The organism is Nocardioides sp. DN36 (genome assembly GCF_055380375.1).
Window position 1 is genome coordinate 3,138,195 of sequence record NZ_AP043823.1, and the last position, 26,120, is coordinate 3,164,314.

At 66.0% G+C, this 26,120-nt stretch carries 20 protein-coding genes; 6 read left to right on the top strand and 14 right to left on the bottom strand.

All coding sequences use genetic code 11. The features are described 5' to 3' along the window. Window positions 1–20: 20 nt before the first annotated feature. The 5 genes from ACZ43H_RS15920 to ACZ43H_RS15940 all read left to right on the top strand — a co-directional run bounded on the left by ACZ43H_RS15920 (window position 21) and on the right by ACZ43H_RS15940 (window position 8,871). Window positions 21–3,113, top strand: a complete 3,093-nt coding sequence (locus ACZ43H_RS15920; RefSeq protein ID WP_464590840.1) for a DEAD/DEAH box helicase — start codon at window positions 21–23, stop codon at window positions 3,111–3,113. Between the two features lie 280 nt (window positions 3,114–3,393). Beyond that, on the top strand, window positions 3,394–4,038 hold the full coding sequence (locus tag ACZ43H_RS15925) for a hypothetical protein (protein ID WP_464584448.1): 645 nt from the start codon (window positions 3,394–3,396) through the stop codon (window positions 4,036–4,038). 219 nt (window positions 4,039–4,257) lie between these two features. Next, the gene (locus ACZ43H_RS15930) at window positions 4,258–6,399 is read left to right on the top strand and encodes an AAA family ATPase (protein ID WP_464584450.1); all 2,142 of its coding nucleotides are present in this window, start codon (window positions 4,258–4,260) and stop codon (window positions 6,397–6,399) included. A gap of 257 nt (window positions 6,400–6,656) precedes the next feature. Continuing rightward, window positions 6,657–7,454 (top strand): hypothetical protein, encoded by a 798-nt coding sequence (locus ACZ43H_RS15935; RefSeq protein ID WP_464584452.1) that lies wholly within the window; start codon window positions 6,657–6,659, stop codon window positions 7,452–7,454. Between the two features lie 364 nt (window positions 7,455–7,818). Next, window positions 7,819–8,871: a tyrosine-type recombinase/integrase gene (locus ACZ43H_RS15940; protein WP_464584454.1), complete on the top strand. Its 1,053-nt coding sequence runs from the start codon at window positions 7,819–7,821 to the stop codon at window positions 8,869–8,871. Window positions 8,872–8,914: 43 nt separating this feature from the next. On the opposite strand, the gene ACZ43H_RS15945 is transcribed toward ACZ43H_RS15940, so the two are convergent. The 9 genes from ACZ43H_RS15945 to ACZ43H_RS15985 form a co-directional block, all read right to left on the bottom strand. Next, window positions 8,915–10,171 carry a hypothetical protein gene (locus ACZ43H_RS15945; RefSeq protein ID WP_464584456.1) on the bottom strand — a complete coding sequence of 419 codons (1,257 nt, stop codon included), beginning with the start codon at window positions 10,169–10,171 and terminating at the stop codon, window positions 8,915–8,917. Between the two features lie 54 nt (window positions 10,172–10,225). After that, window positions 10,226–11,158, bottom strand: coding sequence for a KAP family P-loop NTPase fold protein (locus tag ACZ43H_RS15950; protein WP_464584458.1), 933 nt, complete (start codon window positions 11,156–11,158; stop codon window positions 10,226–10,228). Between the two features lie 1,232 nt (window positions 11,159–12,390). Beyond that, the gene (locus ACZ43H_RS15955) at window positions 12,391–13,776 is read right to left on the bottom strand and encodes an SNIPE associated domain-containing protein (protein ID WP_464584460.1); all 1,386 of its coding nucleotides are present in this window, start codon (window positions 13,774–13,776) and stop codon (window positions 12,391–12,393) included. A gap of 113 nt (window positions 13,777–13,889) precedes the next feature. Continuing rightward, window positions 13,890–15,164 carry a hypothetical protein gene (locus ACZ43H_RS15960; protein ID WP_464584462.1) on the bottom strand — a complete coding sequence of 425 codons (1,275 nt, stop codon included), beginning with the start codon at window positions 15,162–15,164 and terminating at the stop codon, window positions 13,890–13,892. A gap of 366 nt (window positions 15,165–15,530) precedes the next feature. Further along, window positions 15,531–16,019: a hypothetical protein gene (locus ACZ43H_RS15965; RefSeq protein ID WP_464584464.1), complete on the bottom strand. Its 489-nt coding sequence runs from the start codon at window positions 16,017–16,019 to the stop codon at window positions 15,531–15,533. Window positions 16,020–16,412: 393 nt separating this feature from the next. After that, window positions 16,413–19,328, bottom strand: coding sequence for a vitamin B12-dependent ribonucleotide reductase (locus ACZ43H_RS15970; protein ID WP_464584466.1), 2,916 nt, complete (start codon window positions 19,326–19,328; stop codon window positions 16,413–16,415). 154 nt (window positions 19,329–19,482) lie between these two features. Beyond that, window positions 19,483–20,001 carry a transcriptional regulator NrdR gene (gene nrdR / locus ACZ43H_RS15975; RefSeq protein ID WP_379176660.1) on the bottom strand — a complete coding sequence of 173 codons (519 nt, stop codon included), beginning with the start codon at window positions 19,999–20,001 and terminating at the stop codon, window positions 19,483–19,485. 419 nt (window positions 20,002–20,420) lie between these two features. Further along, window positions 20,421–20,924, bottom strand: coding sequence for a mismatch-specific DNA-glycosylase (locus tag ACZ43H_RS15980; RefSeq protein WP_464584468.1), 504 nt, complete (start codon window positions 20,922–20,924; stop codon window positions 20,421–20,423). Window positions 20,925–20,963: 39 nt separating this feature from the next. Next, window positions 20,964–21,923, bottom strand: a complete 960-nt coding sequence (locus ACZ43H_RS15985; protein WP_464584470.1) for an ATP-binding protein — start codon at window positions 21,921–21,923, stop codon at window positions 20,964–20,966. 278 nt (window positions 21,924–22,201) lie between these two features. Here ACZ43H_RS15985 and ACZ43H_RS15990 point away from each other — a divergent pair, with 278 nt between their 5' ends. Continuing rightward, window positions 22,202–22,501, top strand: coding sequence for a hypothetical protein (locus ACZ43H_RS15990; protein WP_464584472.1), 300 nt, complete (start codon window positions 22,202–22,204; stop codon window positions 22,499–22,501). 19 nt (window positions 22,502–22,520) lie between these two features. On the opposite strand, the gene ACZ43H_RS15995 is transcribed toward ACZ43H_RS15990, so the two are convergent. From ACZ43H_RS15995 to ACZ43H_RS16015, 5 genes are all read right to left on the bottom strand, one after another. Continuing rightward, the gene (locus tag ACZ43H_RS15995) at window positions 22,521–22,937 is read right to left on the bottom strand and encodes a DUF3052 domain-containing protein (protein ID WP_464584474.1); all 417 of its coding nucleotides are present in this window, start codon (window positions 22,935–22,937) and stop codon (window positions 22,521–22,523) included. Window positions 22,938–23,060: 123 nt separating this feature from the next. Then, entirely contained in the window at window positions 23,061–23,453 is a 393-nt protein-coding gene (locus tag ACZ43H_RS16000) for a LysM peptidoglycan-binding domain-containing protein (RefSeq protein ID WP_464584476.1), read from the bottom strand. 317 nt (window positions 23,454–23,770) lie between these two features. Continuing rightward, complete coding sequence (locus ACZ43H_RS16005; RefSeq protein WP_464584478.1) at window positions 23,771–24,196, bottom strand: hypothetical protein; 426 nt, start codon at window positions 24,194–24,196, stop codon at window positions 23,771–23,773. Between the two features lie 329 nt (window positions 24,197–24,525). Next, window positions 24,526–25,065 carry a DUF6318 family protein gene (locus ACZ43H_RS16010; RefSeq protein WP_464584480.1) on the bottom strand — a complete coding sequence of 180 codons (540 nt, stop codon included), beginning with the start codon at window positions 25,063–25,065 and terminating at the stop codon, window positions 24,526–24,528. A 214-nt stretch (window positions 25,066–25,279) separates the two neighbouring features. Further along, window positions 25,280–26,077: an SDR family NAD(P)-dependent oxidoreductase gene (locus ACZ43H_RS16015; protein ID WP_464584482.1), complete on the bottom strand. Its 798-nt coding sequence runs from the start codon at window positions 26,075–26,077 to the stop codon at window positions 25,280–25,282. Between the last annotated feature and the right edge of the window lie 43 nt (window positions 26,078–26,120).

Genomic DNA, 26,120 nt, shown 5'->3' on the forward strand with positions numbered 1-26,120 from the left:
GAATCGTGCAAGCTGAGCCGGTGACGTATGAGGTACTGCCGGAGGGTCTTTACGAACGACTCGTGACGAAGGCGCTTCAAGAGCAGTTGGCCGACGAACAACCGAGAACGATCATCGGCAGCGTCGAACCGGCCGACCAGCCTCACGTTCTGGCGCGCCATGTGTACGAGTCGAGCCTTCGAGCCCTAATGGACATCAAGGACCCAGGTCGGCGTCTCGCTCTGGTCAACGAAGTTCTTGAAACGCTTGCAGATGCGGATTCCGTCGCCGCCCCGCCTACCCAGCTGATGCGGCTCGGCGCGGGCGCTGCCCCCGGGAACGTTGGCCTGGAGGCCGATCGACCGCGAACGCCTCTCAGTGAAGCGGCGCTCCTCACGAACGCCAAGGATGAGCCGAGCCTGGGCGCTGAACTGCGCGCGGAGATCGACACGTCCGACGAGGTAGACCTGCTCTGCGCTTTTGTGAAGTGGCACGGCCTCCGCCTGCTCGAGCCACAACTCAATCGGCTGCGCATGCGACAGGCTCCGCTGCGCGTCATCACGACGACGTACATGGGTGCGACAGAGCGCGCAGCATTGGATCGGCTCATCCGCGAATTCGGAGCAGAAGTCAAAGTCCAGTACGACGCACAGCGCACGCGTCTGCATGCCAAAGCTTGGATGTTCCGCCGGCGGACGCTGTACGACACCGCCTACGTCGGCTCGTCGAACCTGTCTCGCGCCGCGTTGCTCGACGGAGTCGAATGGAACGTACGCCTCTCCCGCGTAGGCACTCCAGCATTGCTGGAGAAGTTCCGCGCAACCTTCGACACGTACTGGAACGACGCCTCCTTTGAGCTCTACGACCCGGACCGGGATCGCGACAGACTCGACGATGCGCTCGCAGAGGCATCAGGACGGACTCAACACAGCCGCGTCACGATTTCCCTTGCGGGTCTCGAGGTCAGGCCCTTTCCGTACCAGCAGGAGATGCTCGATGCTCTAGAGGCTGAACGCGTCGTGCATGACCGGCACCGCAACTTGCTCGTGGCAGCTACGGGGACCGGCAAGACCGTCGTCGCTGCCCTGGACTACCGCCGTCTCTGCGATGAGACCAGCAACGAACGCCCGTCACTGCTCTTCGTCGCCCACCGACGCGAGATTCTCGAGCAATCCCTCCGCACCTACCGCGAGGTCTTGGCAGACGCCGACTTCGGAGAGCTGTATGTCGGCGGCGCCCGACCTGAACGGTGGCGACACGTCTTCGCGAGCGTCCAATCGCTGACGGCCTACGGGGTCGAGAACCTCCCACCGGATGCCTTCGACATCGTGGTGATCGACGAGTTTCATCATGCTCAAGCCACGACGTACCGACGACTCATCGACCGCCTCGAACCGCGCGAACTTCTCGGCCTGACAGCTACTCCTGAGCGGACCGATGGCGTCGACGTCCGGGTCTTCTTCGACAACCGGACCGCCGCCGAGCTTCGCCTCTGGGATGCACTCGGGGCGGATCTGCTGTGCCCGTTCCACTACTTCACGATCGCGGACGGCACTGACCTGCGACGTGTCGGATGGACGAGGGGACGCTACGACGAGGCCGAGCTGTCATCGGTCTACACCGGCAACCGTCATCGCGCCGCGATCGTGCTGAACCAGCTGCGCGACAAGGTCTTGGACCCAGGCGCCATGCGGGCGTTGGGATTCTGTGTCAGCGTCGCGCACGCCGAATACATGGCGCACGTCTTCAACGAGGCCGGGATTCCAGCGCGCGCGGTCAGTGGTCAGAACGCTCAGGCTGATCGCGAGGGGGCTCTTCGCGACCTTCGCGAGCGTCGCGTCAACATCTTGTTTGCCGCCGACCTCTTCAATGAGGGGCTAGACCTCCCTGAGGTCGACACGGTCCTCTTCCTCCGGCCAACCGAGAGTGCCACGGTGTTCCTGCAGCAACTCGGACGTGGGCTGCGGCGTACCCGATCGAAGGCGGTACTGACGGCGCTGGACTTCGTGGGCTATCACCGCAAGGAGTTCCGGTTCGACCTCAAGCTGCGTGCCCTCACCGGCAACACACGTCGGGGCCTGGAGCGCGAGATCATGCGTGGCTTTTCGTTCCTGCCCTCGGGGTGTCAGATCGTGATGGACCAGCAGTCGCAGCAGCTGATTCTGGACAACGTGCGGACGCAGGTGGCAAGCCGCTGGTCGCAGATGGTGACCGAGCTTCGTTCGTACGGCGACCAGGACCTATCGACGTTCCTGAGGGAGTCTGGCATCGAGCTGCCGGACGTCCTTCGTCAAGGTTCACGCTCCTGGACGGAGCTCCGTCGAGACGCCGGCCTGCCAACGCCGGCGGGCACGCAACGCGAGCCCAAGCTTCTTAAGCGCGGGCGCGCCTTTGCTCATGTCGACGACGCGCACCGCGCGCAGGGTTATGACCGCCTCCTCCGAGACGGCGCTCCCCCGTATGAGCAGCTGCCGGCCGCGGAGCAGCGACTCGCGCGGATGCTGTTCTTCTCGGTCTGGCCGGACGGCGGTGGGCACGAGTCGTATGAGGCGGGTTTGGCAGTGCTCCGCGGAGAGGCTGCTGTGCGGCATGAACTTCGAAGCGTCGTGGACTTCGCCTTTGAAGCAGCCCGGCATCCGGCTCTCCAGCTCGATGGCCGATTGGCTGACACGCCACTCAGGGTGCACGCCAGGTACCAACGCGAGGAGATTCTGTCTGCCCTCGAGTACGCCGACCTCACGCGCAAGCCCACCAGTGTCATGCAAGGCGTTGCTTACTCGCAGGCACTCAACGCCGACATCCTCTTTGTGACGCTGAAGAAGTCGGAAGCCGACTACTCGCCGACCACCATGTACCGCGACTACCCGATTAACCCGACGCTGTTCCACTGGGAGTCGCAGTCCACCACATCGGTGGCATCGCCCACCGGCCAACGTTACGTGACCGGATCGAGCAGCGTGCTGTTGTTCGTGCGCGAGGAACAGAAGGACGAGTTCGGCACCGCGCCGTACCTCTTCCTCGGACCGGCGCGATACGTGTCGCACGTGGGCGAGCGTCCGATCGCGATCAGGTGGCGGTTGAAGCATCCGATGCCGTCCGAGTTCTTCAACTCCGCCACGGTCGCAGCGAACTGACAGACCAACACCCTTCAGATCGCCCATCGCACGCCCGATAGACCCTCCGGCAGGTTCGTCGTAGCAATCGGGGGATGAAGTGAACCGTCTGACTGGAGCGGTCGCGCTCGCCATGACCTGGATGCTTGCGGTCGGTGGGCTCGCCACGGGTGCTGCCGACGCATCAGAGGGCTCTGCGCCGACGGGTCAAGTGCCTCGGGCGGCCTCTAGACCCTCTTTGTCCTCTCCGGCCTCGGTCACTGAGGGCGACCGCTACAAGATCACCGCGAAAGTCCCTCACATGAGAGACGCCAAGAGGATCGAGTTTCAGCAATTCCTGCCTGAGTATCTCGGCGACAGCACCCCGGTGTGGACGGCGGTACGGTCACGGCGCGTGACCAATGGCGGCTCCTTGATCCTGAAGATGGTCGCCGACGATTCCGTCACGCAGCGCATCCGTGCGGTCATCACCTACACCTCGGGCGACCGTTCCACCTCACGACCGGCGAACGTCAAGATCTGGCACTGGATCAACCTCTACGACTTCGACGCGTACTACTCCGCGGGCGCTATCTGGGACAGCCAGTTCATCTCTTTCGCTATGAACGGTGACACCTGGCTGGGATGGCAGACCTACTCGAGCTCGAGCATGTGGGAGAGCCGCTACACCCTCGGACGCCACTGCAAGGCCTTCCGCGGCACCCTGGGACTTAAGGACGACAGCTCCGACGGCACAACCGCCACCGTCACGCTCCTGACTGACGAGACCACCGAGGTCTACACATCGCCGACTCTCGTCCCTGGAGCCGTGGAGCAAGTCGAGTTCGACCTCGCGCGCCCCTATCGGTTCAGCATTCAAGGCCGCGACACGACGCCGGACTCGGAAGCGACACACGTCGTCCACCCGGCCATCGGCACCCCGCAGTTCCTCTGCTACTTCGGCTGACTTAACCCGCCACGGTCGCCCGACCGCGATGGTCCTGACGATGACTGAGTCGAGCGACGGACGGTTGAAATTCACGCGCGACATCCCGCCCAGTTAGACGCACGGCCGAACCGTCCAGATAGACGTAGTCGAGCGTCGAGATCAACTCGTCCTCGGCATGCTGGAATCTCGCAGATTCTCAGCCGCTCGGCGCCGATTCCGTGAGAGCGTGCCGGCATCATGACCACGCCAGCCGCCCCTCCTTCTGAGCAGCCGTCCGCACAACTCAGCGACCTCGTCATCTGCATCAAAGACTGCAACAGCATCGCCGAAGCGCAGATCACGCTCCGCAGAGGAGCCCTCAACATCAAGTACGGCCCAAACGGCATCGGCAAGAGCACCATCGCTCGCGCCCTAGTCCTAAACGCAGACGGCGGCGACGCTCTCCAAGAACTGCTCCCCTTCAAGCATCGCCACGGCGACAGCGAGATCGAGCCAACCTTAGCCGGCGCCGATGAGATCAATAGTGTTCTCGTTTTCGACGAAAATTACGTTTCCCAGTTTGTGTTCCAGCCAGATGAAGTAGTGAAGAACAGCTTCGAGATCTTCATTAACACGCCTGAGTACCAAGCGGGCGTGAAGGAACTTGAGGACATCTTCGAAGGCCTAAAGCGGATGTTCGTGGAGAACGAAGCCCTCGACGCCGTGATCGCGGGCTTCGTGGAACTACGCGACGCCTTCACCCTTACCAAGTCCGGAGGCATTGCCAAGACAAGCAAAGGCTTCAAGGCGCTTGGGGTGGGTGGAAAGCTCGCCACAATTCCCGAGCCCCTGGCTGGATTCGAGAACTTTCTCCGTAGCGATGATCCAGCGGGTTGGTTATCGTGGCAGTCGAAGGGCAAACCCTACCTTGACATGTCTGACAATTGCCCCTTTTGCTCCGTGCCCAACGTAGACAAAGGGACGGCCGTCCACGTGTCGCAAGAGTACGAGTCCGCTGCAGTGAAAAACATGAGCGCGCTCCGTCTTGTCATCGACAAGCTGGCTGGGTTCTTCGTGCCAGAACGACTTGCGCAACTCCGCAAAATTACAACCAGCCTGGATGAGCTGTCGCCTGAACAAGATCAGTTCTTGGCAAACCTGCGGGGCCAAGTCGAGACGCTACTGGAAAAATTCACCGCTCTTAAGGGTGTCTCCTTCGCCTCGCTCCGCGACGAGCCGGACGTGGAAAAGGCGATACGGGGCCTGCAGATCGATCTTGAGCTACTCGATGCGCTCAACTCTGACGGCACCCAATCCGTGGTACGCGACATGAACGTACGACTAGAAGATGTCGCCGGGCGAATCAATGAAATCAAGAAGCGAGTCGGTGTTCAGAAGACGCAGGTAGCGAGGTCGATCGCTCGGAATCAAGAGGAGATCAATGAGTACCTGCGGTCCGCTGGATACAAATACACTGTGCGGATCGAATCCAGTGGCGATGCATATCGGATGATATTTGAGCATCAGGATGCTCCCGGCCACCTTGGGGCCGCCAGCAGTCACCTCAGCTACGGCGAGCGTAACGCATTTGCGATGGTTCTCTTCATGCATCAGGTTCGCCGAGAGGCGCCTGACCTCGTTGTCCTGGACGACCCGGTTTCGAGCTTTGACAAGACAAAGAAGTTCGCCATTCTCCACAAGCTCTTCCACGGCCAACAGAGCCTCCGCGGATTTACTACGCTCCTCCTTACGCACGACATAGAGCCTGCCATCGACATCGTTCGAACAGCCACATCGGGACAGTTTCGTGCAGCTACCCCAGCCGTCCACTTTCTGCGAAGCCGGGACGGAAAGGTGGAAGAGAAGCCGATCATGCCTAACGACATCATGACCTTCTCTCAAGTCTGCAATGAAAACATCGGCTCATCCGCGGATCCTGTCATTAAGTGCATTTATCTACGGCGGCTATACGAGGTCCACGGCCAGGTGGGCGCAGAGTACGACGTCCTATCGAGTCTTCTGCATGTTCGCGACGAGCCCAGTTCGAAGGGTGCCGACGGACACCTCGCGCCTCTGAGTCAGGAAGAACTCGCCCAAGCAGTCTCCGAAATTCATAGGGTGATTCCCGACTTTGACTACCAGGCCCTACTTTCGCAACTCAAGGATCGCGAGGTTCTGAAGGCGAAATTCGAGAATACAGATGTGGGATACGAAAAGGTTCAGATCTTTCGTATTGCATCCGCCATTGACCCAGTCGGGCTCGGAGGCGATCCTGCGTTCAGGAAATTCGTGAATGAGTCCTACCACATCGAGAATGAGTACGTCATGCAACTGAATCCTCGCAAGTTCGATGCGGTACCCGATCATGTCGTTCAGGCGTGCGCGGCACTCTTGGCGTAGCGAAGCGGCTCTGCCACGGAAGGCGGTCTGCGAACGGGCGTACGACCTTGAGGCGCCGAGGGACTCTTGCCGCGTATCGTCGACGTCCGCGCTCTCCCAGCACATCTCGACGGCCCTCCGCCCGCAGAGTTGCACGTGCGGTGGATCGCACGCCGATGTCCACTGAGGCCCTCCGCCGCGTGCCGTCCAGGTCGCGTCATGCCGCCGCGTCAGCCCGACGTGGGCCCTCGCGCGCCGCTTTGTGCGAACGTTGCCCTGTGCAGAACTCTGGGAACAAGGCCGGCAAGGCTATCGAGGGAGCGGGCCAGGCGGGCGGGGCGCTAGTGGGGACCGCCATCGGTGGACCGGTCGGCGGAGCGATCGGCGCCTTCGCCGGGCCCTACCTCACGACCCTGGTAGAGCGCGCATGGAACGAAATCCGTGGACAGCACGAGGACAACGCCGTCGCCGTGGTTGCTCACGCTGCTCAATCCCTGGACGAGAACCCTGATGCGCTGGTGCAGCGAGCACTAGCGAACCCGAATCAGGCATCTCTACTACACGATGCTCTTAGAGGGGCGGCATCGACGCTCTATAGCGAGAAGGTAGCGGCGCTCGGCAGATGCCTCGCAAACGGACTTGAGGACGAAGCTGTGGTGGACCAAGAGTCGCTCATCGTGCGAGCGCTTGCAGACCTTGAGCCAATACACGTGAGGGTTCTTGGCCGTCTCGAGCAGTCATCCCTTCGAGAGAACGACATCCACGACTTCATGACGGGCGGACTTGAAGCGGAACAATTCATGACCACGCCGAATCTGACAGGGCCCGTCTTAGCGGTCCTCGAACGACACGCTCTGGTGGAGCGCAACCAGCGGATGCGAGAAAGCCAGGGCGTGTACAGCCGAGGCGCCACGGTTGAGGAGCGATGGGCAACGACGGCATTCGGCAGAGCCTGCTTGCGGCGACTCGGCCACCCGGACCCGAGGGAACAAGGCGCGCCGACCGAGCACACGCAGCGCATGGTTGACGGCACGAAAAGGGCTTACATTCGCCCGGACAGCCCTGCGGAGGAGTAGACACCTGGGGCACCGCCAGGCCGCGCGGGCGGGCTGCTCACTGGGCGCTCCGGGACTGCGCTCGGGACGGGCTTCCGCGTAGCGGCATAGGCGCTGACTGTGGCGCCTGGCGGCTCACCAACCTTAAGACGCCAGATCCGGCCCGCTGGTTAAGTCCGATGCGGGTACGGCGTCAGGACGTTGCGGCAAGGCGCTTGTGCCCGTCATCCGGCCCGACCGCAAACCGTGCCTTTCGGGCGCGTCTTACCGCCGCGACCGGTCGTCGGCCTGCAGGCAGCGGGGCTAGCGTTCCAAGGCCCAGACGCTCGGTTGCCGTGACGGCGGGCGGGGCCGGGCCGAGTAGGTGCCGCCGCGAGGTGACCCCATGTCAGCCACGACCACACTTCTGCCCTTCCGCCCGACCGAGATGTCTCCGGCCCAACTGGCCGCGGTCTCCTTCCTCGCCCGCTACTCCGGACATACCCACCAGCTGTACGCGTTCCAGCTGCGCCGCTGGTTCGCTTGGTGCGAGACCAATGGCCTCGACCCGCTGCGGGGGATCCAACGGGCCCACGTTGAGCTCTACATCCGCCACCTCGGCGACTCCGGACTGATGGACTCCTCGGTCGTCACGACGATGCACGCGGTCCGGGGATTCTTCCGATTCGCCCACATCGACGGCCTGATCGTGGCCGACCCAGCCGTCTACGCCAGACTCCCGAAGGTCCATCGCGACGAGTCTCGAACGCAGGGACTGGACCGGCTCGAACTGATCCGATTCCTGCAGGTCTCTCAGACCCTTACCGTCCACCACGGTGCATTGGCCTACCTGCTCGGAATCAACGCCCTCCGCGCCTCCGAAGCCGCTGCCGTGCGGATCGAGGACTATGCAGAGACCCTGCGAGGGCACCGCGTGCTCCGCCTGGTCGGCAAGGGCAACAAGCCAGCGACTATGCCGATCACTGTGCCCGTCCTGCGCGTCCTAGAGGCATGCCGTAGCCAGCGCACCACCGGACCCCTCATCCTGCGGCCCGTCTCGGGTAATCCGATCGATCGCCGCGATGCCTACCGGATGGTCGCCAGGATCGCCAAGGTCGCCGGTATCCCACACCACATCAGTCCGCACTCTCTGCGGCACGCTGCCATCACCAATGCCCTCGACGCAGGCGTGCCGCTTAGAGACGCTCAGATCCTGGCCAGGCACGCCGACCCACGCACCACCGAGCACTACGACCGCGCCCGGGGCAACCTCGATCGCCACGGGGTCCACTTCCTGACCGCGTACGTCGCCGGCGTCTCGGTGGACGCCGCAGCTTCGCCCAGAAAGAAGCGCGCTACCGGCTTGTCGGGGCAGCCGTACGCCGCCGGAGGGCTGACTACGCCAGGTCCGCGGGCCACCCGCAGCGTCAGATCTGGTGTGAGCGCGATGCACGCGTAGATGTCTAGCGCAGGGATGTGCCGACGAGCAGATGCTGGATCTTCTACATCGACTCCTCTTCGCCTGCGTTCCCCGCAGAAACATCCGCCCGGTAAAACCGGGCGTACTGCTCAGCGAGCCGCTCGTGATCATCAGCGTTGCGCCGGGGTTGGCCTTCCTCCCTCGCGCCAATCTCCTCACCAAAACGTTGCTGGAGGTGCGGAAAAAGCCATTCTGGATCGACGTACTCTCGGAGCGCCTCGTAGCCCTCACGCCGGAGATCGGGAACTAGCGGGGCCCCCGTATCCATCGACCACGATTGCCCCAGGAACGACCGCATAAGGGCCGTGGCGAAGGTGACGTCGTCCTCAGTGCGTCGGCGCAGGCACTGTCGCATCGCGGCGCCGTCTCCGTAGATAGCGCATACGTGGAGCGCTGCGGCTACCTTCCTGCCCAGCTGCTCAAACGGATCACCCGCGCACCAGACTTCCAGCAGCCGGTCAGCCAGGACACGCCCGGCAGCATCGCAATCCTCCATAGTCAGCACCGCGCGGTCTTGATGATCGTCTTGCGGCCGCAACCAACGAAGCAGTTCGACCGCGAATGGCAGATGCTGCGTGTCGCGCATCAGCGTCGCGGCGAGGTCTGAGCGTTCGTCATCGACGACCCGTCCGAGTAGGTCGCGGACGAGCACCGCCGCCCGCTCAAGGTCCGACAGGCCTAGGAAGCCAGACTCATCGGAGAGTCGATCGCTGAAGTGCGTGACGACCATCGCGAGTTCCGCAGCTGCCCGCGAGCCCAGACTTGGGACTCGAGACGCGAGTTTCGGGATCACCGTTCCTGACGTGCCCGAGTCGAGGACCGCCGAGGCAATGGCCACGACCCGGCTGATGTCTGGCTCTGCCTTATCAACCTCAGCGATCAAGTCATCCAGGTCCGCATCGGGAGCGTCACCGGGCGGTATGGAGTAGGCGAAGTAGCGTCGGAAGTACAGCTTCGACGCAATTCGCTTGTCTCGAGTCCACGGTTCGTCCCAATCACTTCCCCATTGCTTCTTGTCCCACGCACTCTCCGTGCGCGGCAAGACAGTCGTGAGCAGGGTCCGGGCGCGGGCCGCGTCATCAGCGGACAGCCCTACGGTCGCGGTCTCGACGGCGGCGCGAAGCGCAGCGATCGCGGGGCCTTCGCCACCATCGCTCAATCTGTAGGGTCCAAGGACCTCGTCTGGGTGTGACCGAACCCATTCGTAGAGCGATGGGTAGCAGACGCGCATCGCCTCGATCAGCATCAGGTCGACCGGATGCACCTCGCCGCCGATCATCGGCAGACTGAAGAGCAGCGCATTCCCGTACCTCTTGGCCGCTCGCGGAGTCGCCTATCGGGGCCCTACAGCACGATCGAAAGCCGAGACAAACGTGCCGACTTCCTCTTTCGTGAGGTCGATTCCCGCTTGGGCGAGCGCAGCGTCGACAGCTTCCAGTGCCATGGTCCGTAACTCATTCGGCGGTGCCGGCGGCAAGTGCAGCGGCAACTGAATGATCTTGTCCATGAAGCTCGCGCCGTGGGATGGCTCAGCTGCATACCGCTCAGCAAGCGCGCTCGCAACGACACGGTGGTCAAAGGCCAGCACATACGCGGTGTGCTTGAAGTCTGCAGCAACCTTCACCAGTCGGAACATCGCCTGGATCTCACTTTTATCCAAACGGTCGATGTCGTCGATCAGAATCACGACCCGCTGCCGGTGCTCAGCCAGCAGACTCTCGATCTTCTTTCGTTGATTGGCCAAGTTCGTCTCCGACAGTTTCGCGCCCGCAGCCCCAGCGCCCTCCTTCAGGAGGCCTCCGACCATCGGCACTGCGACGAGCAACCCGCCGTAGTCGCGCAACGTCTGCCCGACGCGTTCCGACGCTGATGGCAATTGCTCGTCAAGCGCGTCTGCGAGCGACGCGAAGAAGCCCTGAAACATTTCTGCCTCGTCACCAAGTCGCCAGGGGTTGAACCTGACGGGCACTACTCCTTCGGTCACTTCAAGCTTTTTGTGGATGAGATTCAGCGCGCTGGTTTTGCCGTCACCCCATGGCCCGTAGATTCCCACGACCAGACTGGACGCGTCGCGCTGTGCAGCTATCGTCTCCGCCACGCGTCCAGCCCATGGGCTGCGCCCGAACCGGTCGTCGTCCGACTCTTCAATTGGACTGTCGGCTAAGTAGTCGACAGCGCCGTCTGAGGGTTCGGGTGCGGAGCCAACTGCCCCTGACACTGTGGCTTCCCGTTCTTCGTGCCCTTTTCTGCGGTTCAGCCACTTCATCGCTGCTGGCCAGTCCGTAGCGAGGGCAGCGCCGGCCTTGGACGCCTACGGTGGATGCGCAGCGACAGTGAATTGGGCACAACCTCATGCTGTCAGGCGGCATACCTCTCTGCCGGGTGAAGCGGTGATTCGGCCGGGCAACTCGCGACTGAGCCGCGGATCAGTGAAGCTCGGCCTGGTTCGCTAGGTCGCTTAGATCGGTCGGAGCCGGCGTGCCGTGGGTGCGCGTCTTACCGCCGCGACAGCGGCCGGCGACTTACCGGAGCTTCAGGAAGTCAGCCGCGTGCGGCTATGGCCTCACGGAGCATTCCACGGCTTTCGGCTCGACTTCATAGACCTTGAGCAGGCTGTTGTCGAAGTCAGCGGGCAGATCACCAAGCTTTCGGAAGCCGGCGTCGAGCAGAACTCCGGTTGCAGGCGCCCAACCAGGACGCCATCGAAGTCCGGACCACCGTTCCCGATGGGTCATCTGCAGTCAGGCGGCTTACAAGGAGCCCAGCTCTCGATCTGCTCGAGCCAGCCACGCGAGGGCCCGGACGCTTTCCCAACTCCCAGCTTTGAGCCCCGAGGCCGCCGACCGGGCCGAGGCGAGCATCCTGGCGCCGTCGGGCAGGTCCTTGGTTTCAATCGCCAGTGCCGACAACACCTCAACGCTCTCCCAGGTTCCCGCCTTCAAGCCGTTGACGGCTTCCAGCGCTCGAACGAGCGGCGGCCGGTCGTCTTGTCTACCCATGGACCTGACTATCGCAGAGCACGGCCACCCGATGTGGCGTGCGCGAGGCCGCGTCACCTCGCCGCGTTGCGGCATGCCCAGAGCCCGTCAGCCATGTCGCACCAAGCTGCGAAAGCCGCACTGAACGCCGTCCGTGCGCCGTAGCGTCAGCTCATGACTCGGTACGAGTACGACGAAGAGGCCAGCCGAAGGATGCACGTGGATGTCGTCCACGAGATCGATGATCGGCCAACCCCTGTGGCTCGTTGGGTCGATGCAATGCGTCGATTGAACTCGATTGACGATGCTCTCGCGCGGAGCGTACTGGCGCTCCACCGCGATTGCGGATCTGGAAACGGCACGTGCGACGGCGACGACGACGGCGAGCCGGTCCCACGACGAGTCGACTGGGGTTGTGAAACCACAGCTGTTATCGCCCACCACTTCGGAATCGAATACCCGGCTGGTGCACCTGCCCCGGAATGAGTACGTCTTTCCGCCGCGAGAAGGTGGCATTGAGTCAGGCGTTGAAAGTCGGCCACAGCCCCTGGGACTGGAAGTACTCCGGCGCCTCCGGCTCCTCGTTGAACTCCAGCAGCCCGCCGACTTTCTCGACCAGCAGTGCACGAACCTCGCCCGGAGTCGCGAAGAAGAACTCTCGGCGCTCGTTGACGCGGTTCACCCGCCGGTCCGCGAACGCCTTGTGCAAGTCGTTCTCCAGAGTGATCGCGTCCTCGGAGAAGAACAGGGCGTGCGTGTCGTACAAGAATGGCACGGACGCGTCGCCAAGCTCCCGCACGCGGTCCCGCGGCTCCAGACGGCGAGTCATGCCGATCTTCACCACGTTCGGGCCAAGGGCGCCGATGTTGGAGATGACGTAGATGTACCCGGCGCGGATGTTCGCTGCTCGGTAGTCGTTCGCCTCAATGGCAGCGTCGATGTCTTGAAGGCGACCCTCCAGCTCAGCGACCGCGGCGTCGTCACCATTCTGGCGTAGTGCCTCGAGGACGCCGACGTAGTGCGCGCGCTCCTTGTCCAGGCGCTCGCGCTCGGCCGCGAGCTCCTTTTCGACGCGTTGCTGCTCCCGCAGCTCGGCGCGCTCCTCGCGGGCACGTTCCTTCTCCTCTTGGACCTTCATCTGGAAGTCCGCGGTGAGCTCGAGCTCCTCGACCCGCACTTGGTGGTAGTCAGGGTTGACACGCATCTCCATGATGGCGCCGAGCTTCTCGATGGCCGCCATCGCGCGCTCGAGTCGTGCTTTCGCGGTGCGCACGTTGCCCGAACGCAGCGACCGTACGCAGTTGTCGGCCTCCGCGTTGTAGGCGCGCAGCATCAGCTTCGAGAAGTCCGCGATCATCTTCCGGCCCTTGGCCAGAGAGCCGTCGAAAGTGAACAGGTCGGAGGCCAGGACGGCGGTGCCGGTCTTCACGAACCCGTCGATGCGCGCGTTGATGGCATCGAGCCGGTCCTTGTACGCGGCCGCGTCCTCGAGGGGATGGTGGTAGCGGTAGATGCCGACGTCCTGGAGGACCCGTTGGTCGCTCAGTTCCACCACCCCAAGTTCGTCGGAGCCGGACTGAGCGACGGCGAGCGCACGCTCGAGCTCGCGGATGCGAGCCAACAGGGCTGCATCGCCGGCCGTCGCAGGCGAAGTCGACGGGCTTTCAGGCACAGGTGTGTCCACAGAACTCAGCGGTGGTGCAGCTGCCGGGGCGGGTATCTGTGTGTTCGCGGCCGGAACTGCCGCAGCGGCCGTCGTGGGCGGCGCTGCCTCGGTGGCCGCGGTCTGCTCACCGCCGGGAGGCAGCGGGTCGAACAGAGGGTCCCAGTCGGCCCAGGCGGACTGGCCGGCCTCCTCCGCAACCTCCTCGGTAGCGGCCCCTTCGGCGTTGCCATCCTCGGACACCCACAGGTGCCCCCCTTCGGGCAGGGCGGGCCACGAGGGGTCCGGGCTCCACCCGGCGGGGGGTACCCATCCCTCCGGGGGCTGGGGCCAGCCGGGCGGCGGGTTGAACCGCATCAGGCGTTCCGTTGCCGGACGCCGCGGCCGGTGTCGGCCGGGGTGAGGTCGAACGGGTTCTTGGACAGGGCCGCACCTAGGTGTTTCAGCGTCTCCACGGCGACGACGTTTGAGAGGTCGAACTCGTTGAACGTCTCCCGGCCGGATGCGGCTTGGACGAGCGGGACGGTCTCGGGCAGCCCGGTTGCCGGCGCGACTCGGTTCACGCCGACGGTCAGGGCGATGGACTGGATCTTCCCCGCCCGGTCCGCCTCGAACACCTCGTGAAGTGTCCGCACGGCGGTCTCGTGCACGGCGGAGGAGTAGCGGTCCCTCTGCGCCTTCGCGGACAGCTGGGTGGCGGCGACCTCGTCCTTCGCCTTCACGTACCGGTACTCCTTCACCGTCGGCAGCGTTGACGGCTCCGGCACGAACACCGACAGCGTGAGCTCGCGAGTGGCCAGGTCGAACGAGTGGTCGTACTCGACCGGGAACGCCTCGGGGTACACCGAGTTCGACAGCACGATGCCGACGTATTCCTCGATGGCCGACGGGATGTCGAAGGCGAGGTCGTTGATGAACTTCGACAGCTCCTCATTGTGCGCCTGGGCATCATCATCGCGCTGCTGGCACTCGGTCTGGTACTGCTCCTGGGCCTTAGCGAGCCTCGCCAGACGGTCCTGTACAGCCGCGGCGTGCTTCTCCAACGCTCGGTCGTGCTCGGCGTTGCGTTCGGCGACGTACGCCTCGTAATTCCGCACCGCTTGGGCGTGCGCCGCCTGAGCCTGCTCGACGGCGGCGGCGTGCTTCTTCTTTCCTCCGAACGCACTGGCGAGACCCTTAGGGGCGGCCGGCTCGGTGTAGATGGGGGCGTTGCGGAGCGCAGGCGGCTGGGGCGGTCGAATGGGCTCAGCGAGCCGCCCGGGGTTGAACTCAGGGTGCACGGCCGCGGACTTCAGCGACTCCAAGTCGACGTAGTCATCCACCTCGAGGGTGGCCTCGAGAAGTCGGTCGATCTCCTCGTAGGTGGAGCTGAGCTCGGCGTTCATCGCCTCGACTTCAGCCTCACGAGCCTCGATGTGAAGGCGCTTGGCTTCCTTCTCGGCGGCCTTGCGCTGCGCTTCTGTGGCGCGCTGCGCGGTGAGCCTCGCACGCTCGGCCGCCTTCGCCGCACGCTCCGCTTCACGAACCGCTGCATTGTGTGCGCGCACCGCCGCCGCCTGCTGCTGACGCTGCCGCTTCTCCGCTTGCTGAGCCTGGTAGTTCAGTTCCGCGAAGAACCCCCGCTTGGCCATTCCATCGCACCTTTCACTTCGACTGCGGCCACACCATAGTCACGGGTTCCGACTGTGGAGTCCGCTTGAGGGAACCCAACGGCCTTCACAAAGGCGGCCGCCATCGGCGTAACGCCCCGCTCCAACATGCCGCGCCGCCCTTGCGGCCGGCGAGCGGCGAGCGGCGAGCGGCGGAGTGATGGCTGTCAGTGATTCAGCAGTCCGCAGTCTGCATTTCCGAGTGCTCCAGCGAAGTGCCAACACCCTGTCTTGGAGGAGTTCGAACCTCCGGCTCCCGGACATCCGGACCTGCCGTGATCCACCCCATCCGCGCGATCGAGAGGTGTGTCATTCCGCCGCGATCTCGCGCTGTCGTCGTCAGAGTCACTAAGGCCAAACGCGCGCGTCCAACGGTTTGGAGGCATCGTCCGGGGCACTGGTGTCGCTGCCGGTGCTCCGGACCACCGCTAGGAACGCCGCACGCTTCGCCGGCATAACCATGACGTGGATTAGTCGGCTGCCAGCAGCAAGCAGCACTGCCAGCGCGCCGGTACCCATGCCCAAGGCAGTCTGGCCGAGACCGCTCCTCGGCTCTAGGCCAACTTCTGGCCACACCTGCAACAACACCAGCGCGATGACTGCGGAAAGCACGAGTCCTTGCCACGTGAGCTTCTCGAGATCGGGAGGATGCAGGTACTGCGACAGGCGCCGGTCTAGGCGCGCCTCAAGGTCCGCACGATCCGGATGATCAGCGTCGAGCAACTGCATGATCTCTAGTTCTTCTTTAATCGCCGCTCGCGTACGCCGCTCCCGGCCGCCGATGGCCAGCCAGCCAGCGAGGAGAGCGAACACGCCACCGACCAAGGCCTCCCACATGTCGCCGAGGGTAGAGCAGATCACCGGCCAGCGGCCCTGACCTTCCGACTCCACCGGTCGTGGGTCATTCCGCCGCCAAGGACGAAGCACGAAGCCTTACGCCGTCCCCTACTCGACCCTGTTCGGCGATGTACTCAGGGTGAGGAGTCCTGCCCCCGAGAGGTTTCTCCGCAGGCTGACGCCGCATCCAGGTGCGGAGCCAGAGGCAGTTCTCGCACGAGCTCGCACTCGTGGATCTCGGCGAGCGCCTCCGCCCACGGTCGACCGTGACCACTTCCGATCCCGACCCTGGGACTTGAACTCACGCCTGTCTAACAGCGGGAACCGACAACGCCGTTGGGCCCGCCACCAGAGGTGACGGGCCCGACGTGGCTGGAGCTATAGAGCTAGAACTCAGCTGCAGCCGCTGGTGCTCCCGCAACCCTCACACACGTAGCACGAGCCAGCAGGCCGCATCTTCGTGCCGCAGGTGAAGCACAGCGGGGAGTCGATCGCCTGGCCGGTGATCTTCTCCATCAGCTCGGCGGAGGTGTGCGCCTCCTTGGCCGGCTTGGCCGGCACCTCGCGCTGGTCGCTGCCGTGGCTGTCGTGCATGACCACGGGCTCGTCGTCCTCGGAGGTTTCGAGACGGCCGTGGCCGGCCTCCTCAACCACCGAGGAGGTGGACTCCATCAGCTCGGCCGGCATGCCGGTCTCCTCGACGGGCTCGTAGGAGCCGGTCTCGAGGTAGCGCTGGCGCTCGTCGGCGGAGTAGATGCCCAGGCCCTGGCGGGTCTCGAAGGGCAGGTAGTCCAGCGCGAGGCGGCGGAAGATGTAGTCCATGATCGACTGGCTCATCCGCACGTCCGGGTCGTCGGTGAGGCCGGCGGGCTCGAAGCGCAGGTTGGTGAACTTCGAGACGTAGGTCTCCAGCGGCACGCCGTACTGCAGGCCGATGCTGACCGCGATCGAGAAGGCGTCCATCACGCCGGCCAGGGTCGAGCCCTGCTTGCCGAGCTTGAGGAAGACCTCGCCGAGCTGGCCGTCGTCGTGCGCACCCGAGGTCATGTAGCCCTCGGCGCCACCCACCGTGAAGGAGGTGGTGCGCGAGACGCGGGACTTCGGCAGGCGCTTGCGGGTCGGGGCGTAGACGACCTTCTCCACGACCTTCTCGACGACCTCGGCCGCAGCGGCCTCGGCGTCAGAGGCGTCCTTCTTGGCCTTGCCGCCACCGTCGGACAGCGGCTGGCCGACCTTGCAGTTGTCCCGGTAGCAAGCGGTCGCCTTCAGGCCGAGCTTCCACGACTGGAGGTAGATCTCCTCGATCTCCTCGACGGTCGCCGTCTCCGGCAGGTTGACCGTCTTCGAGATCGCTCCGCTGAGGAACGGCTGCGCCGCGGCCATCATGCGGACGTGGCCCATCGGCTTGAGGGCACGCGCACCCATGGCGGTGTCGAAGACCTCGTAGTGCTCGGTCTTCAGGCCCGGGGCGTCGATCACGTGGCCGTGCTCGGCGATGTAGGCGACGATCGCCTCGACCTGCTCGGGCTGGTAGCCGAGCTTCTTCAGCGCCCGCGGGATCGTCTGGTTGACGATCTGCATCGAGCCGCCGCCGACGAGCTTCTTGAACTTCACCAGGGAGAAGTCGGGCTCGATGCCGGTGGTGTCGCAGTCCATCATGAAGCCGATGGTGCCGGTCGGCGCGAGCACCGAGGCCTGCGCGTTGCGGAAGCCGTTCTTCTCGCCCAGCTTGATCACGTCGGCCCACGCCTTGGTGGCCAGCTTGTGCACGTCGGCGTCGGCGATCGAGAGCGTGCGGACCGTGTCGTTGGCCGCCTGGTGCTTGCGCATGACCCGCTTGTGGGCGTCCGCGTTGCGCTGGTAGCCGGCGTACGGGCCGACCACGCCGGCGAGCTCGGCGGAGCGCTTGTAGGACGTGCCGGTCATCAGCGAGGTGATGGTCGCGGCCATCGCGCGGCCACCGTCGGAGTCGTAGCCCAGGCCCATCGCCATCAGCAGCGCGCCGAGGTTGGCGTAGCCGATGCCGAGCTGGCGGTAGTCGACCGTGGTCTTGCCGATCGACTCGGTCGGGAAGTCGGCGAAGCAGATCGAGATGTCCATCGCGGTGATGATGAACTCGACCGCCTTGGCGAACAGCGCGGCGTCGAAGGTGTCGTCGGCCTTGAGGAACTTCAGCAGGTTCAGCGACGCCAGGTTGCACGAGGAGTTGTCGAGCGACATGTACTCCGAGCACGGGTTGGACGCGGTGATCCGGCCCGTCTCGGGGTTGGTGTGCCAGTCGTTGATCGTGTCGTCGTACTGCAGACCCGGGTCGGCGCACTCCCAGGCGGCCTTCGCGATCTTGTGGAACAGCTCGCGGGCGTCGACCTTCTCGATGACCTCGCCGGTCATCCGGCCGCGCAGCGCGAAGTCGGTGCCGTCCTCGACCGCACGCATGAACTCGTCGGAGACGCGGACCGAGTTGTTGGCGTTCTGGTACTGCACCGAGGTGATGTCGGCGCCGCCGAGGTCCATGTCGAAGCCGGCGTCGCGCAGCGCGCGGATCTTGTCCTCCTCGCGCGCCTTGGTCTCGACGAACTCGACGATGTCGGGGTGGTCGACGTCGAGGACGACCATCTTGGCCGCGCGACGCGTGGCGCCGCCGGACTTGATGGTGCCCGCGGAGGCGTCGGCACCGCGCATGAAGGAGACCGGGCCGGAGGCCGTGCCGCCGGAGGAGAGCAGCTCCTTGGAGGATCGGATGCGGGAGAGGTTCAGGCCGGCACCGGAGCCGCCCTTGAAGATGAAGCCCTCCTCCTTGTACCAGTTCAGGATCGAGTCCATCGAGTCGTCGACGGAGAGGATGAAGCAGGCGGAGACCTGCTGCGGCGAGGGCGTGCCGACGTTGAACCACACGGGAGAGTTGAAGGAGAAGTACTGGTTGACCAGCAGCCAGGTCAGCTCGTGCTCGAAGACCTCGGCGTCGGCCTTCGTGGCGAAGTAGCCGTGGTCGGTGCCGGCCTTGGTGTAGGTCTTCACGACCCGGTCGATGAGCTGCTTGAGGCTCCACTCACGCGCGTCGGTGCCGACGGCGCCGCGGAAGTACTTCGTCGTGACGATGGTGGAGGCGTTGACCGACCAGAAGTCGGGGAACTCCACGCCGCGCTGCTCGAAGACGGCCTCGCCGGTCTTCCAGTTGGTCTGGACGACGTCGCGGCGCTCCCAGGTGATCTCGTCGTACGGGTGCTTGCCCTTGGTGCTGAAGACCCGCTCGATCTTCAGCCCGGCACCCGTCTTGGCGCGTGCTGCGCCGCTCACCGTCTCGGTCATTGTGTGCTCTCCCTGGTCCCTCGATGACGTGCTGTGTGGGCTTGCTACTGATGGTCTCTCCGACCACCGACACTCTGAAGTGCTCTGGGTCGGGGGAAGAATTGGTTCGCCCGGCGCGCGCAGCTTCCCCACTACACACGCCGGGCGGTCTGGGTCAGCCCGGCGGGGCCGAGGCGGCCGCGTCGAGCAGCTCGCCGGGGGTCGAGGGGACCGCGGTGCGCTCGGCGCGCAGCATCGCGATCTCGTCCTCGAAGTCGTCCGCCGACTCGAACGCGCGGTAGACGCTCGCGAACCGGAGGTAGGCCACCTCGTCGAGCTTGCGCAGCGGGCCGAGGATGGCCAGGCCCACCTGGTGGGCCGGGACCTCCGCGAAGCCCTCGCTGCGCAGCGCGTCCTCGACGGCCTGGCCCAGGCAGGCCAGGTCGTCCTCGGAGACCGGGCGGCCCTTGCAGGCCTTCCGGACACCGGCGACGGCCTTGTCACGGGTGAACGGCTCGGTGGCGCCGCTGCGCTTGAGCACGGTCAACTGCATCTGCTCGACGGTCGTGAACCGCTTGCCGCAGCCGCCGTTCTCCGCCGGGCAGGTACGACGGCGGCGGATCGAGCCGCCGTCGTCGGCCACGCGGGAGTCGAGGACCCGGGTGTCGGTGTTGCGGCAGTACGGACAGTGCATCGGGTCCCCCTCTCATGTGCGCGTTCGCCCGTCCTCCGGGGTCGCCACAGACACCCTCGACGGGTGTGCAGAGGCTGTGGAAAACGGGGGTCTTGCTGTGTAGAACACCCGGTCACCTGTGGGTCTTCCGCGCCTAGCTGTGAACTAGATGTGGATAACTACACCGGTGTAAGTACTAGATGTAGTGGTAACCGTACGCCCCGACCACAGGCCTTCGCAAGCGAACGCGACAAGTACCGGAGGTATGTCCCCGCCCAGGAGGAAAACCGCAGGTCAGGGGCGGTGGACCGGTCTGATCCGGGCGTGTCGCGGGCCCATCGTGACCAACTTTGGCGATGTCTGGGACCGGGCTCCCCGGACCCCCTCCCGCCCCTGATGAGGTGTGCACACGCGGACGGCGACTGGGTCACCCCACATGCTCAGTCGCCGCCCGCCAACCCGGCCAGGTCGCGCCACCACGAGAGCCGGTCCGGCCGGCCGTCGTAGTCGTGCCGCCGGTTCGCGCCACTGGGCCCGGGGAGCACGAAGACCTGCGCCCCCGCCAGCTCCCAGTCGGCGATCCCGAGCCCGGGACGGCGTACGCCGAGCACCCGCGCCGCGGCGTGCGCGACGCCCTTGCTGGTGAAGGCGAGCCACTCCGGCCGCCAGCGCTCGAGCTTGGCCACCAGCTCGTCCACGTCGTACGTCGGCGGGTCGGTCGGGTGGCGCACCAGGTCGGTCAGCCCGAGCCCGTGCTCGACCAGCCGGGCGTCGTCGCCGGGGGCGAGCCGGGTCGGCGTCAGCCCGCTGGCGTGCAGCAGCTCCCAGAATGCGTTGCCGGGCGTCTCGTAGTAGTGGTCGCGACCGCGCCGGCTCTGCGCGCCCGCCATGCCGCAGAAGACGACGCGGGGTTCCGGTCCGACGATGTCCGGGAGCACCTCCATGGCGCCACCCTGACAAGTCGGGCCAAGGCGCGGCGTGCGTCAGCCGGTCTGGGCCGACGAGCCCTGCGCGGAGGCGAGCTCGAGCGCGAACCACGCGGTCGTGCCGCTCGCGTCGACCTCGGAGCCCCAGCGGTCGGCGAGCGCGTCGACGAGCATCAGCCCGCGACCGTAGACCCGCAGCGGGTCCTCGCCCTCCCCCGGCGGCGCGATGACACCGGGGTCGCCGGAGCGGCTCGAGCCGCCCAGGTCACGGACCACGACGGTGAGGACGCCGTCCTCGAGGTGCACGGTGAGCTCGGAAGTGGTCCGGGCGTGCATCACGACGTTCGTGACCAGCTCGGAGAGGCACAGCTGCGCGGTGTCGACCGTGTCGGCGTCGATCTGCCACGCGGCCAGCTGCTCGCGCAGGAACCGACGGGCCGCGCCGGGCGCCCGTGGGTCGCTCTCCAGCAGCACCGCGTTGCGCCGTCCGTCGCCGATCAGCGCGGGGTCGTCCGGGCTGGCGTCGCCAGGCCCGCGGCCGCTGGTGACGCGGACGCGGCGTACGGCGTCGGCGACCCGGCGCGCGGTCGCGTCGAGCAGCCCGCGCTGGGCCTCGGTGAACTCCTGCGGCTTGCAGAAGAACAGGATGATGCCGCCGATTGGCGAGCCGGTGCCGGGCAGCGGCCAGGCCGCCATCGCCTCGACACCGTCCGCACGCTGGCGACGGACGATGTCGGCGTACTCGCGCTCGAGCTGGTCGAGGTTGCCGAACACGGGCTCGCCGGTGCGGACCACGGCGGTGAGCGGCACGTCCTCGTAGCTGTCGATGTGGCACCACTCGAGCCCCTCGGGGGCGACCCGCTCGTTGGCGACGAACCGGAGCCGGCGCCCGCCACCCTCGGTGAGCGCCATCCCGACGCGACAGACTCCCGGGAGCTCGACGAGGTCGGTGATCAGGAAGCGCGCGATCTGGTCCACGTCGTGCGCGCTGCGCAGCGCGAACCCCAGTCGGGACAAGTGCCCCAGCGGTCCTCGCGGCCCCTCTTCAAGCTGCTCCGAGGGCGCATCCCCCGCGGAGCCCAACCCCTCCACCACGGGCACAGGGTAAGCCACGCCACACGGCGCACAGATCCCCCATACGGCACTTGACATTCGTGTCGCGATCCGGATCGAAGTGCCGGCCCGACGGCGTGGCGACCCTCACGATCGGTCACAATGTGACTGTGGGAAGCCGGGGGAAGCGCGCAGGGTCACGACGGGCATCGAAACGGGCACCGTCGTTCTCGCCGACCCTGTTGCTGCTCGCCGTCGGGGTCACGGTCTGCGTGGTGGCGTGGGGGTACCTCGTGTACGCCGCCATCGACTTCGGCTCCACCGCCCGCTCGGGCGACTCGCGCGCCTGGTGGTTCCTCGCCCTCGCGTCAGCGGGTGCGGTCGCGTGCCTGTTCGCCGGGCTGATGCTGGTGACCCGGCTGCTGCGCCGGTTGGGGATCACCCACGACGCGCCCTCCCCTGCTCCGGAGGACCCCGCTCCGCTCGCACCCCCGGCTGTGCCGCAGGTCCGCACCCCGGGCGGCCGGCGCGCCGCTCGCTGACCTTTCTCTCGTCGATTCCTCAGCGGTCGGCCAGGCGGCGGACGAACTTCAGCCCCGACCAGGTCTCGTCGATCGCGGCGACCTTGACGTCGACGAACCCCAGCTCGAGGCCGAGCCCGCGCACGATGTTCTCGTCGAGGTCGGACTCGAGGCCGTCGGGGTTGCGGGTCGTCCTCTGCGCGGCCTTCTTGGGCCAGCAGACCCAGACCATGCCGTCACGAGCCGTCCGCTCGAACAGGGTCGGGAGCCGGGCTTCCAGCGCTCCGCGCCGGGTGTGGAACGTGAGGGTGACGTCGGCCTGCCGCGGCAGACGGCGTACGACGCGGGCCGCGACCTCGCCGAGGTCCAGGGCGTCGCGGGCGCCGTCGAGGAAGAGGACATGGTCGTCCTTGATGCCGAGCTTGCGCACCAGCGGGGTGCCTGAGTAGCCGGCCATGGCGCGACGCTAGCGACGTGGCGGAAATGCCGCGAGGGGCGGAGCCTCCCCAGGCCCCACCCCTCGTCTTCCCCGGCTCGCCAGCCGGGGTCGAGTCGGCTGGCGAAGTCTTGCGTCGGCGGGTCAGTCCCCCGCCGGGACGCGCAGGCGCTGGCCGGCCTGCACCATCGCGGAGTCGAGGGCGTTGAGCCGCTCGATCCGCTCCACCATGCCGCGGACGTCGCCGTCGTCGGCGATGTCGGCGGCAATCGCCCAGAGGGTCTCGCCGGAGCCGACCATCACCACACGGGTGGGCTCGGGGGTGCCGGGCTGCTCGGTCGCGACCGACCCAGCCGCCCAGAACAGGCCGAGGCCGAGGACCACGAGCAGGGCGAGCGCGAAGACGACGAGCCGGCCGCGACGGGTGAGCCGGACCTGGCCGCCTGCGTGGCCGATCGGGGCCGTGCGGGTCGTCCGGGTGGCGGGCGTGCGCACCACGGTCGGGCGGAAGGTGGTGCTCGCGGTCATCGTGCTCATCGGGACCTCCTGGGGAAGTGGCGGTCAGCCTCGGTCGTCGTGATCGATCTGCTGTCGAACCGATGTCTAACGGGAGCCACCGACAGTCCGTGTGGGACTGGTCTGGACCATCCGGCTTCCATCGAGTCGATCAGGCGTTCGATCGAACATGTGTACGAGGTTAGAGCAGGTGTTCGAACGGCACAAGACCCGTGACGAACATTTGTTCGAACGCGTTCGAGTGCTTGGGGGTGCGCTCGCGCGGGTGCATGGCCCCTACTCCGAGGCGCGATCGTGGAGTGGTTCTCGCGCCTGGCGCGACATGGGACTCCGAGATCTCAGTGGTAGCCGACGAGGACCGGCGTCGCGGTCCGCACCCGCAATCGCTCCGGCGCACCCGGAATCGTGACCGTCCCGTCGACGTCGCGCCACGGCCCGCCGTTGACCCGGAACTGGGCGGAGTACGTCGTGTCCACGCGTGGGCTCACCCCGCCCTTGGCGCGGTAGTCGTGGGTGATCTCCAGGTCCGGGTACGGCGCCCCCGCGCTCGCGCTGGCCAGCTCGTCCCCGTCACCGAACACCCACCGGAACTGGCTCGGCCAGATCTTCAGGTCCACTCGCTGCCCCAGCAGGCGCACCGTGCGCGTGAACGGTTGCTGCTCGGTGTAGAAGTTCGTCTCGAAGTTGACCAGCGTCTCGCCGCCCGGCGGTTGGACCTTCAGGTCGGACTTCGGCAACTCGATCTTCTTCAGCGCTCCCAGCACGACGCCTTGGGTAACAGCCGGCGTCGGAGCGGGCCCGGTCTGAGCCTCGATTGGGTTGCACGTCCCAGTCCAGTTCGTGCCGGAGCAGAAACTCGTCAACAGCCCCGCGTCCACGAATGTCGTCGCCTCGGACGCGATCGCCTCAGAAGGTTGGTCTGCAGAGCCAGGGGCGTTGGACGACTGCCCCGGGAAGTGATGCACGAAGTGGGTGGTCAGGCCGCCAGCATTAGCCGTGACGTTGGCACCTCCATGCGAACCGCTCGAGTCCGCTGTCGCAGCCGAGAAAGGTCCAAGTGCCACGGCCATGGCGAGCAGGGAGGCTCTGACGATCATCGAAGTCTCATCTCGCGCACGATCAAGCCATCAGGCGTCGACTGGATTGCCACTCCTAGATGCTGGACGCCGGCAACGACTGTCTTGACCTGATCACCGTCACCGTTGAACCAGCGCTCGCGCTGAGTGGCAACGTCGACGTTCCAAATTGCTCCAACCCGCTTGGACTCACGAACGAACTCCGAGGACGTGACCTCCCATTTGCCACCCTCGATGTGGCCGCCGCCGAGATACGCACTGTGCAGGTTTTGCTGCAGCGCCTTGCAGCTTTGACAGTTCTCGTCAGAGAGGCTCATAAATGCAGCGGTGTCACCTGTTGAGATCGAATCCGAGACCGAATCGAAGTACGTCCCGATGAACTCGGATTGGGCATCACGAGGCGATGACCCAGACGACTCGCTCGGCGAGGGGGACTCACTCACCGAGGCCGATGCAGACGGAGCCGGAGCCATCTTCGGCTCAGGATCATCCGAGCACCCACCCAGCACCAGGGCAGACGCGAGTCCGAAAGCGAACGCCATCCGAGAGCGATGCACGCGCAGATCCTTCCCCGAGAACCGGCACCCGAAAACCCGAGAACCGAGCGCCGACAAGCACGCTAGTAGAGGTCCAACGAGCGGGGAACCCACACGTCACCGACCTGTGGATGACGAGCCGCGACCACACGGCCGGGCAGTTCGAGCGCCACCCGGCGAGACCGAGCGCGACGAGGAACCAAGAGAGGGCGAACTGCCCTGCTCTCGGGACCGGTCAGGCGGAGCCGGACCGCTTCATCGCCCGCCGCCCCTGCGCGACGAACAGTCCCAGCCCGCGCGCAGCGACCGAGGGCGCGAGCGCCGAGGCCCGGACCACGCCGCCCCGCCAGCCCGGCACCGAGCGCACCACCCGGGAGGTGCCGAGCAGGGAGACCGCGGCCGAGGCGACCTCGTCGACGGTGAGGATCCGTCCGCCGGAGTGCACCAGCGCCGACCCGATCCCTTCCGGGTCCTGGCCGTCCAGCATCGCTGTCTGCACGCCGTCCGGGCAGAGCGCGTGCACGCGCACGCCCCGCGGCGTCTCCACGTCACACGACATGGAGATCGAGACGATCGCGGCCTTGGTGGCGGCGTACACGCTGTAGCCCGGCACCGGCCCGAAGCCCGACAGCGACGCGGTGTTCACGATGTCGCCGCCGCGGGGGCCGAAGGCCTCGAGCGCGGCGCGCATCCCCCACAGCGTGCCCAGGACGTTGACCTCGACCAGCCGCCGCACCGCCTCCTCGGAGAGCGCGGAGAGCGTGCCGTCGTCGCCGACGCCGGCGTTGTTGAACCACGCGGTGAGCTCGCCGTGGCGCGTGGCCTCCGCGGCGGCCGCAGCGTGGGCGGCCGGGTCGCGGACGTCGAGCGCAAGACCGAGCACGGCGCCGATCTCGGCGGCCGTCCGCTCGGCAGCGGGCCCGTCCACGTCGGTGACGACGACGGCGTGGCCACGGGCGACCATCTGCTCGGCGATCCCCCGCCCGATCCCGCGGGCACCTCCGGTGACGACACAGCTCGAGGCAAAGGGCATGGCCGGAGTCAACCAGATGCGTCATGCGCAGACGGCCCGTCCC

Excerpts from the sequence above, each read along its gene's own strand:
- ACZ43H_RS15925 (WP_464584448.1), top strand. The coding sequence starts at position 3,394 with ATGAGAGACGCCAAGAGGATCGAGTTTCAGCAATTCCTGCCTGAGTAT.
- ACZ43H_RS15930 (WP_464584450.1), top strand. The coding sequence starts at position 4,258 with ATGACCACGCCAGCCGCCCCTCCTTCTGAGCAGCCGTCCGCACAACTC.
- ACZ43H_RS15940 (WP_464584454.1), top strand. The coding sequence starts at position 7,819 with ATGTCAGCCACGACCACACTTCTGCCCTTCCGCCCGACCGAGATGTCT.
- ACZ43H_RS15945 (WP_464584456.1), bottom strand. The coding sequence starts at position 10,171 with ATGATCGGCGGCGAGGTGCATCCGGTCGACCTGATGCTGATCGAGGCG.
- ACZ43H_RS15950 (WP_464584458.1), bottom strand. The coding sequence starts at position 11,158 with ATGAAGTGGCTGAACCGCAGAAAAGGGCACGAAGAACGGGAAGCCACA.
- ACZ43H_RS15960 (WP_464584462.1), bottom strand. The coding sequence starts at position 15,164 with ATGGCCAAGCGGGGGTTCTTCGCGGAACTGAACTACCAGGCTCAGCAA.
- ACZ43H_RS15965 (WP_464584464.1), bottom strand. The coding sequence starts at position 16,019 with ATGTGGGAGGCCTTGGTCGGTGGCGTGTTCGCTCTCCTCGCTGGCTGG.
- ACZ43H_RS15970 (WP_464584466.1), bottom strand. The coding sequence starts at position 19,328 with ATGACCGAGACGGTGAGCGGCGCAGCACGCGCCAAGACGGGTGCCGGG.
- nrdR (WP_379176660.1), bottom strand. The coding sequence starts at position 20,001 with ATGCACTGTCCGTACTGCCGCAACACCGACACCCGGGTCCTCGACTCC.
- ACZ43H_RS15980 (WP_464584468.1), bottom strand. The coding sequence starts at position 20,924 with ATGGAGGTGCTCCCGGACATCGTCGGACCGGAACCCCGCGTCGTCTTC.
- ACZ43H_RS15995 (WP_464584474.1), bottom strand. The coding sequence starts at position 22,937 with ATGGCCGGCTACTCAGGCACCCCGCTGGTGCGCAAGCTCGGCATCAAG.
- ACZ43H_RS16000 (WP_464584476.1), bottom strand. The coding sequence starts at position 23,453 with ATGAGCACGATGACCGCGAGCACCACCTTCCGCCCGACCGTGGTGCGC.
- ACZ43H_RS16015 (WP_464584482.1), bottom strand. The coding sequence starts at position 26,077 with ATGCCCTTTGCCTCGAGCTGTGTCGTCACCGGAGGTGCCCGCGGGATC.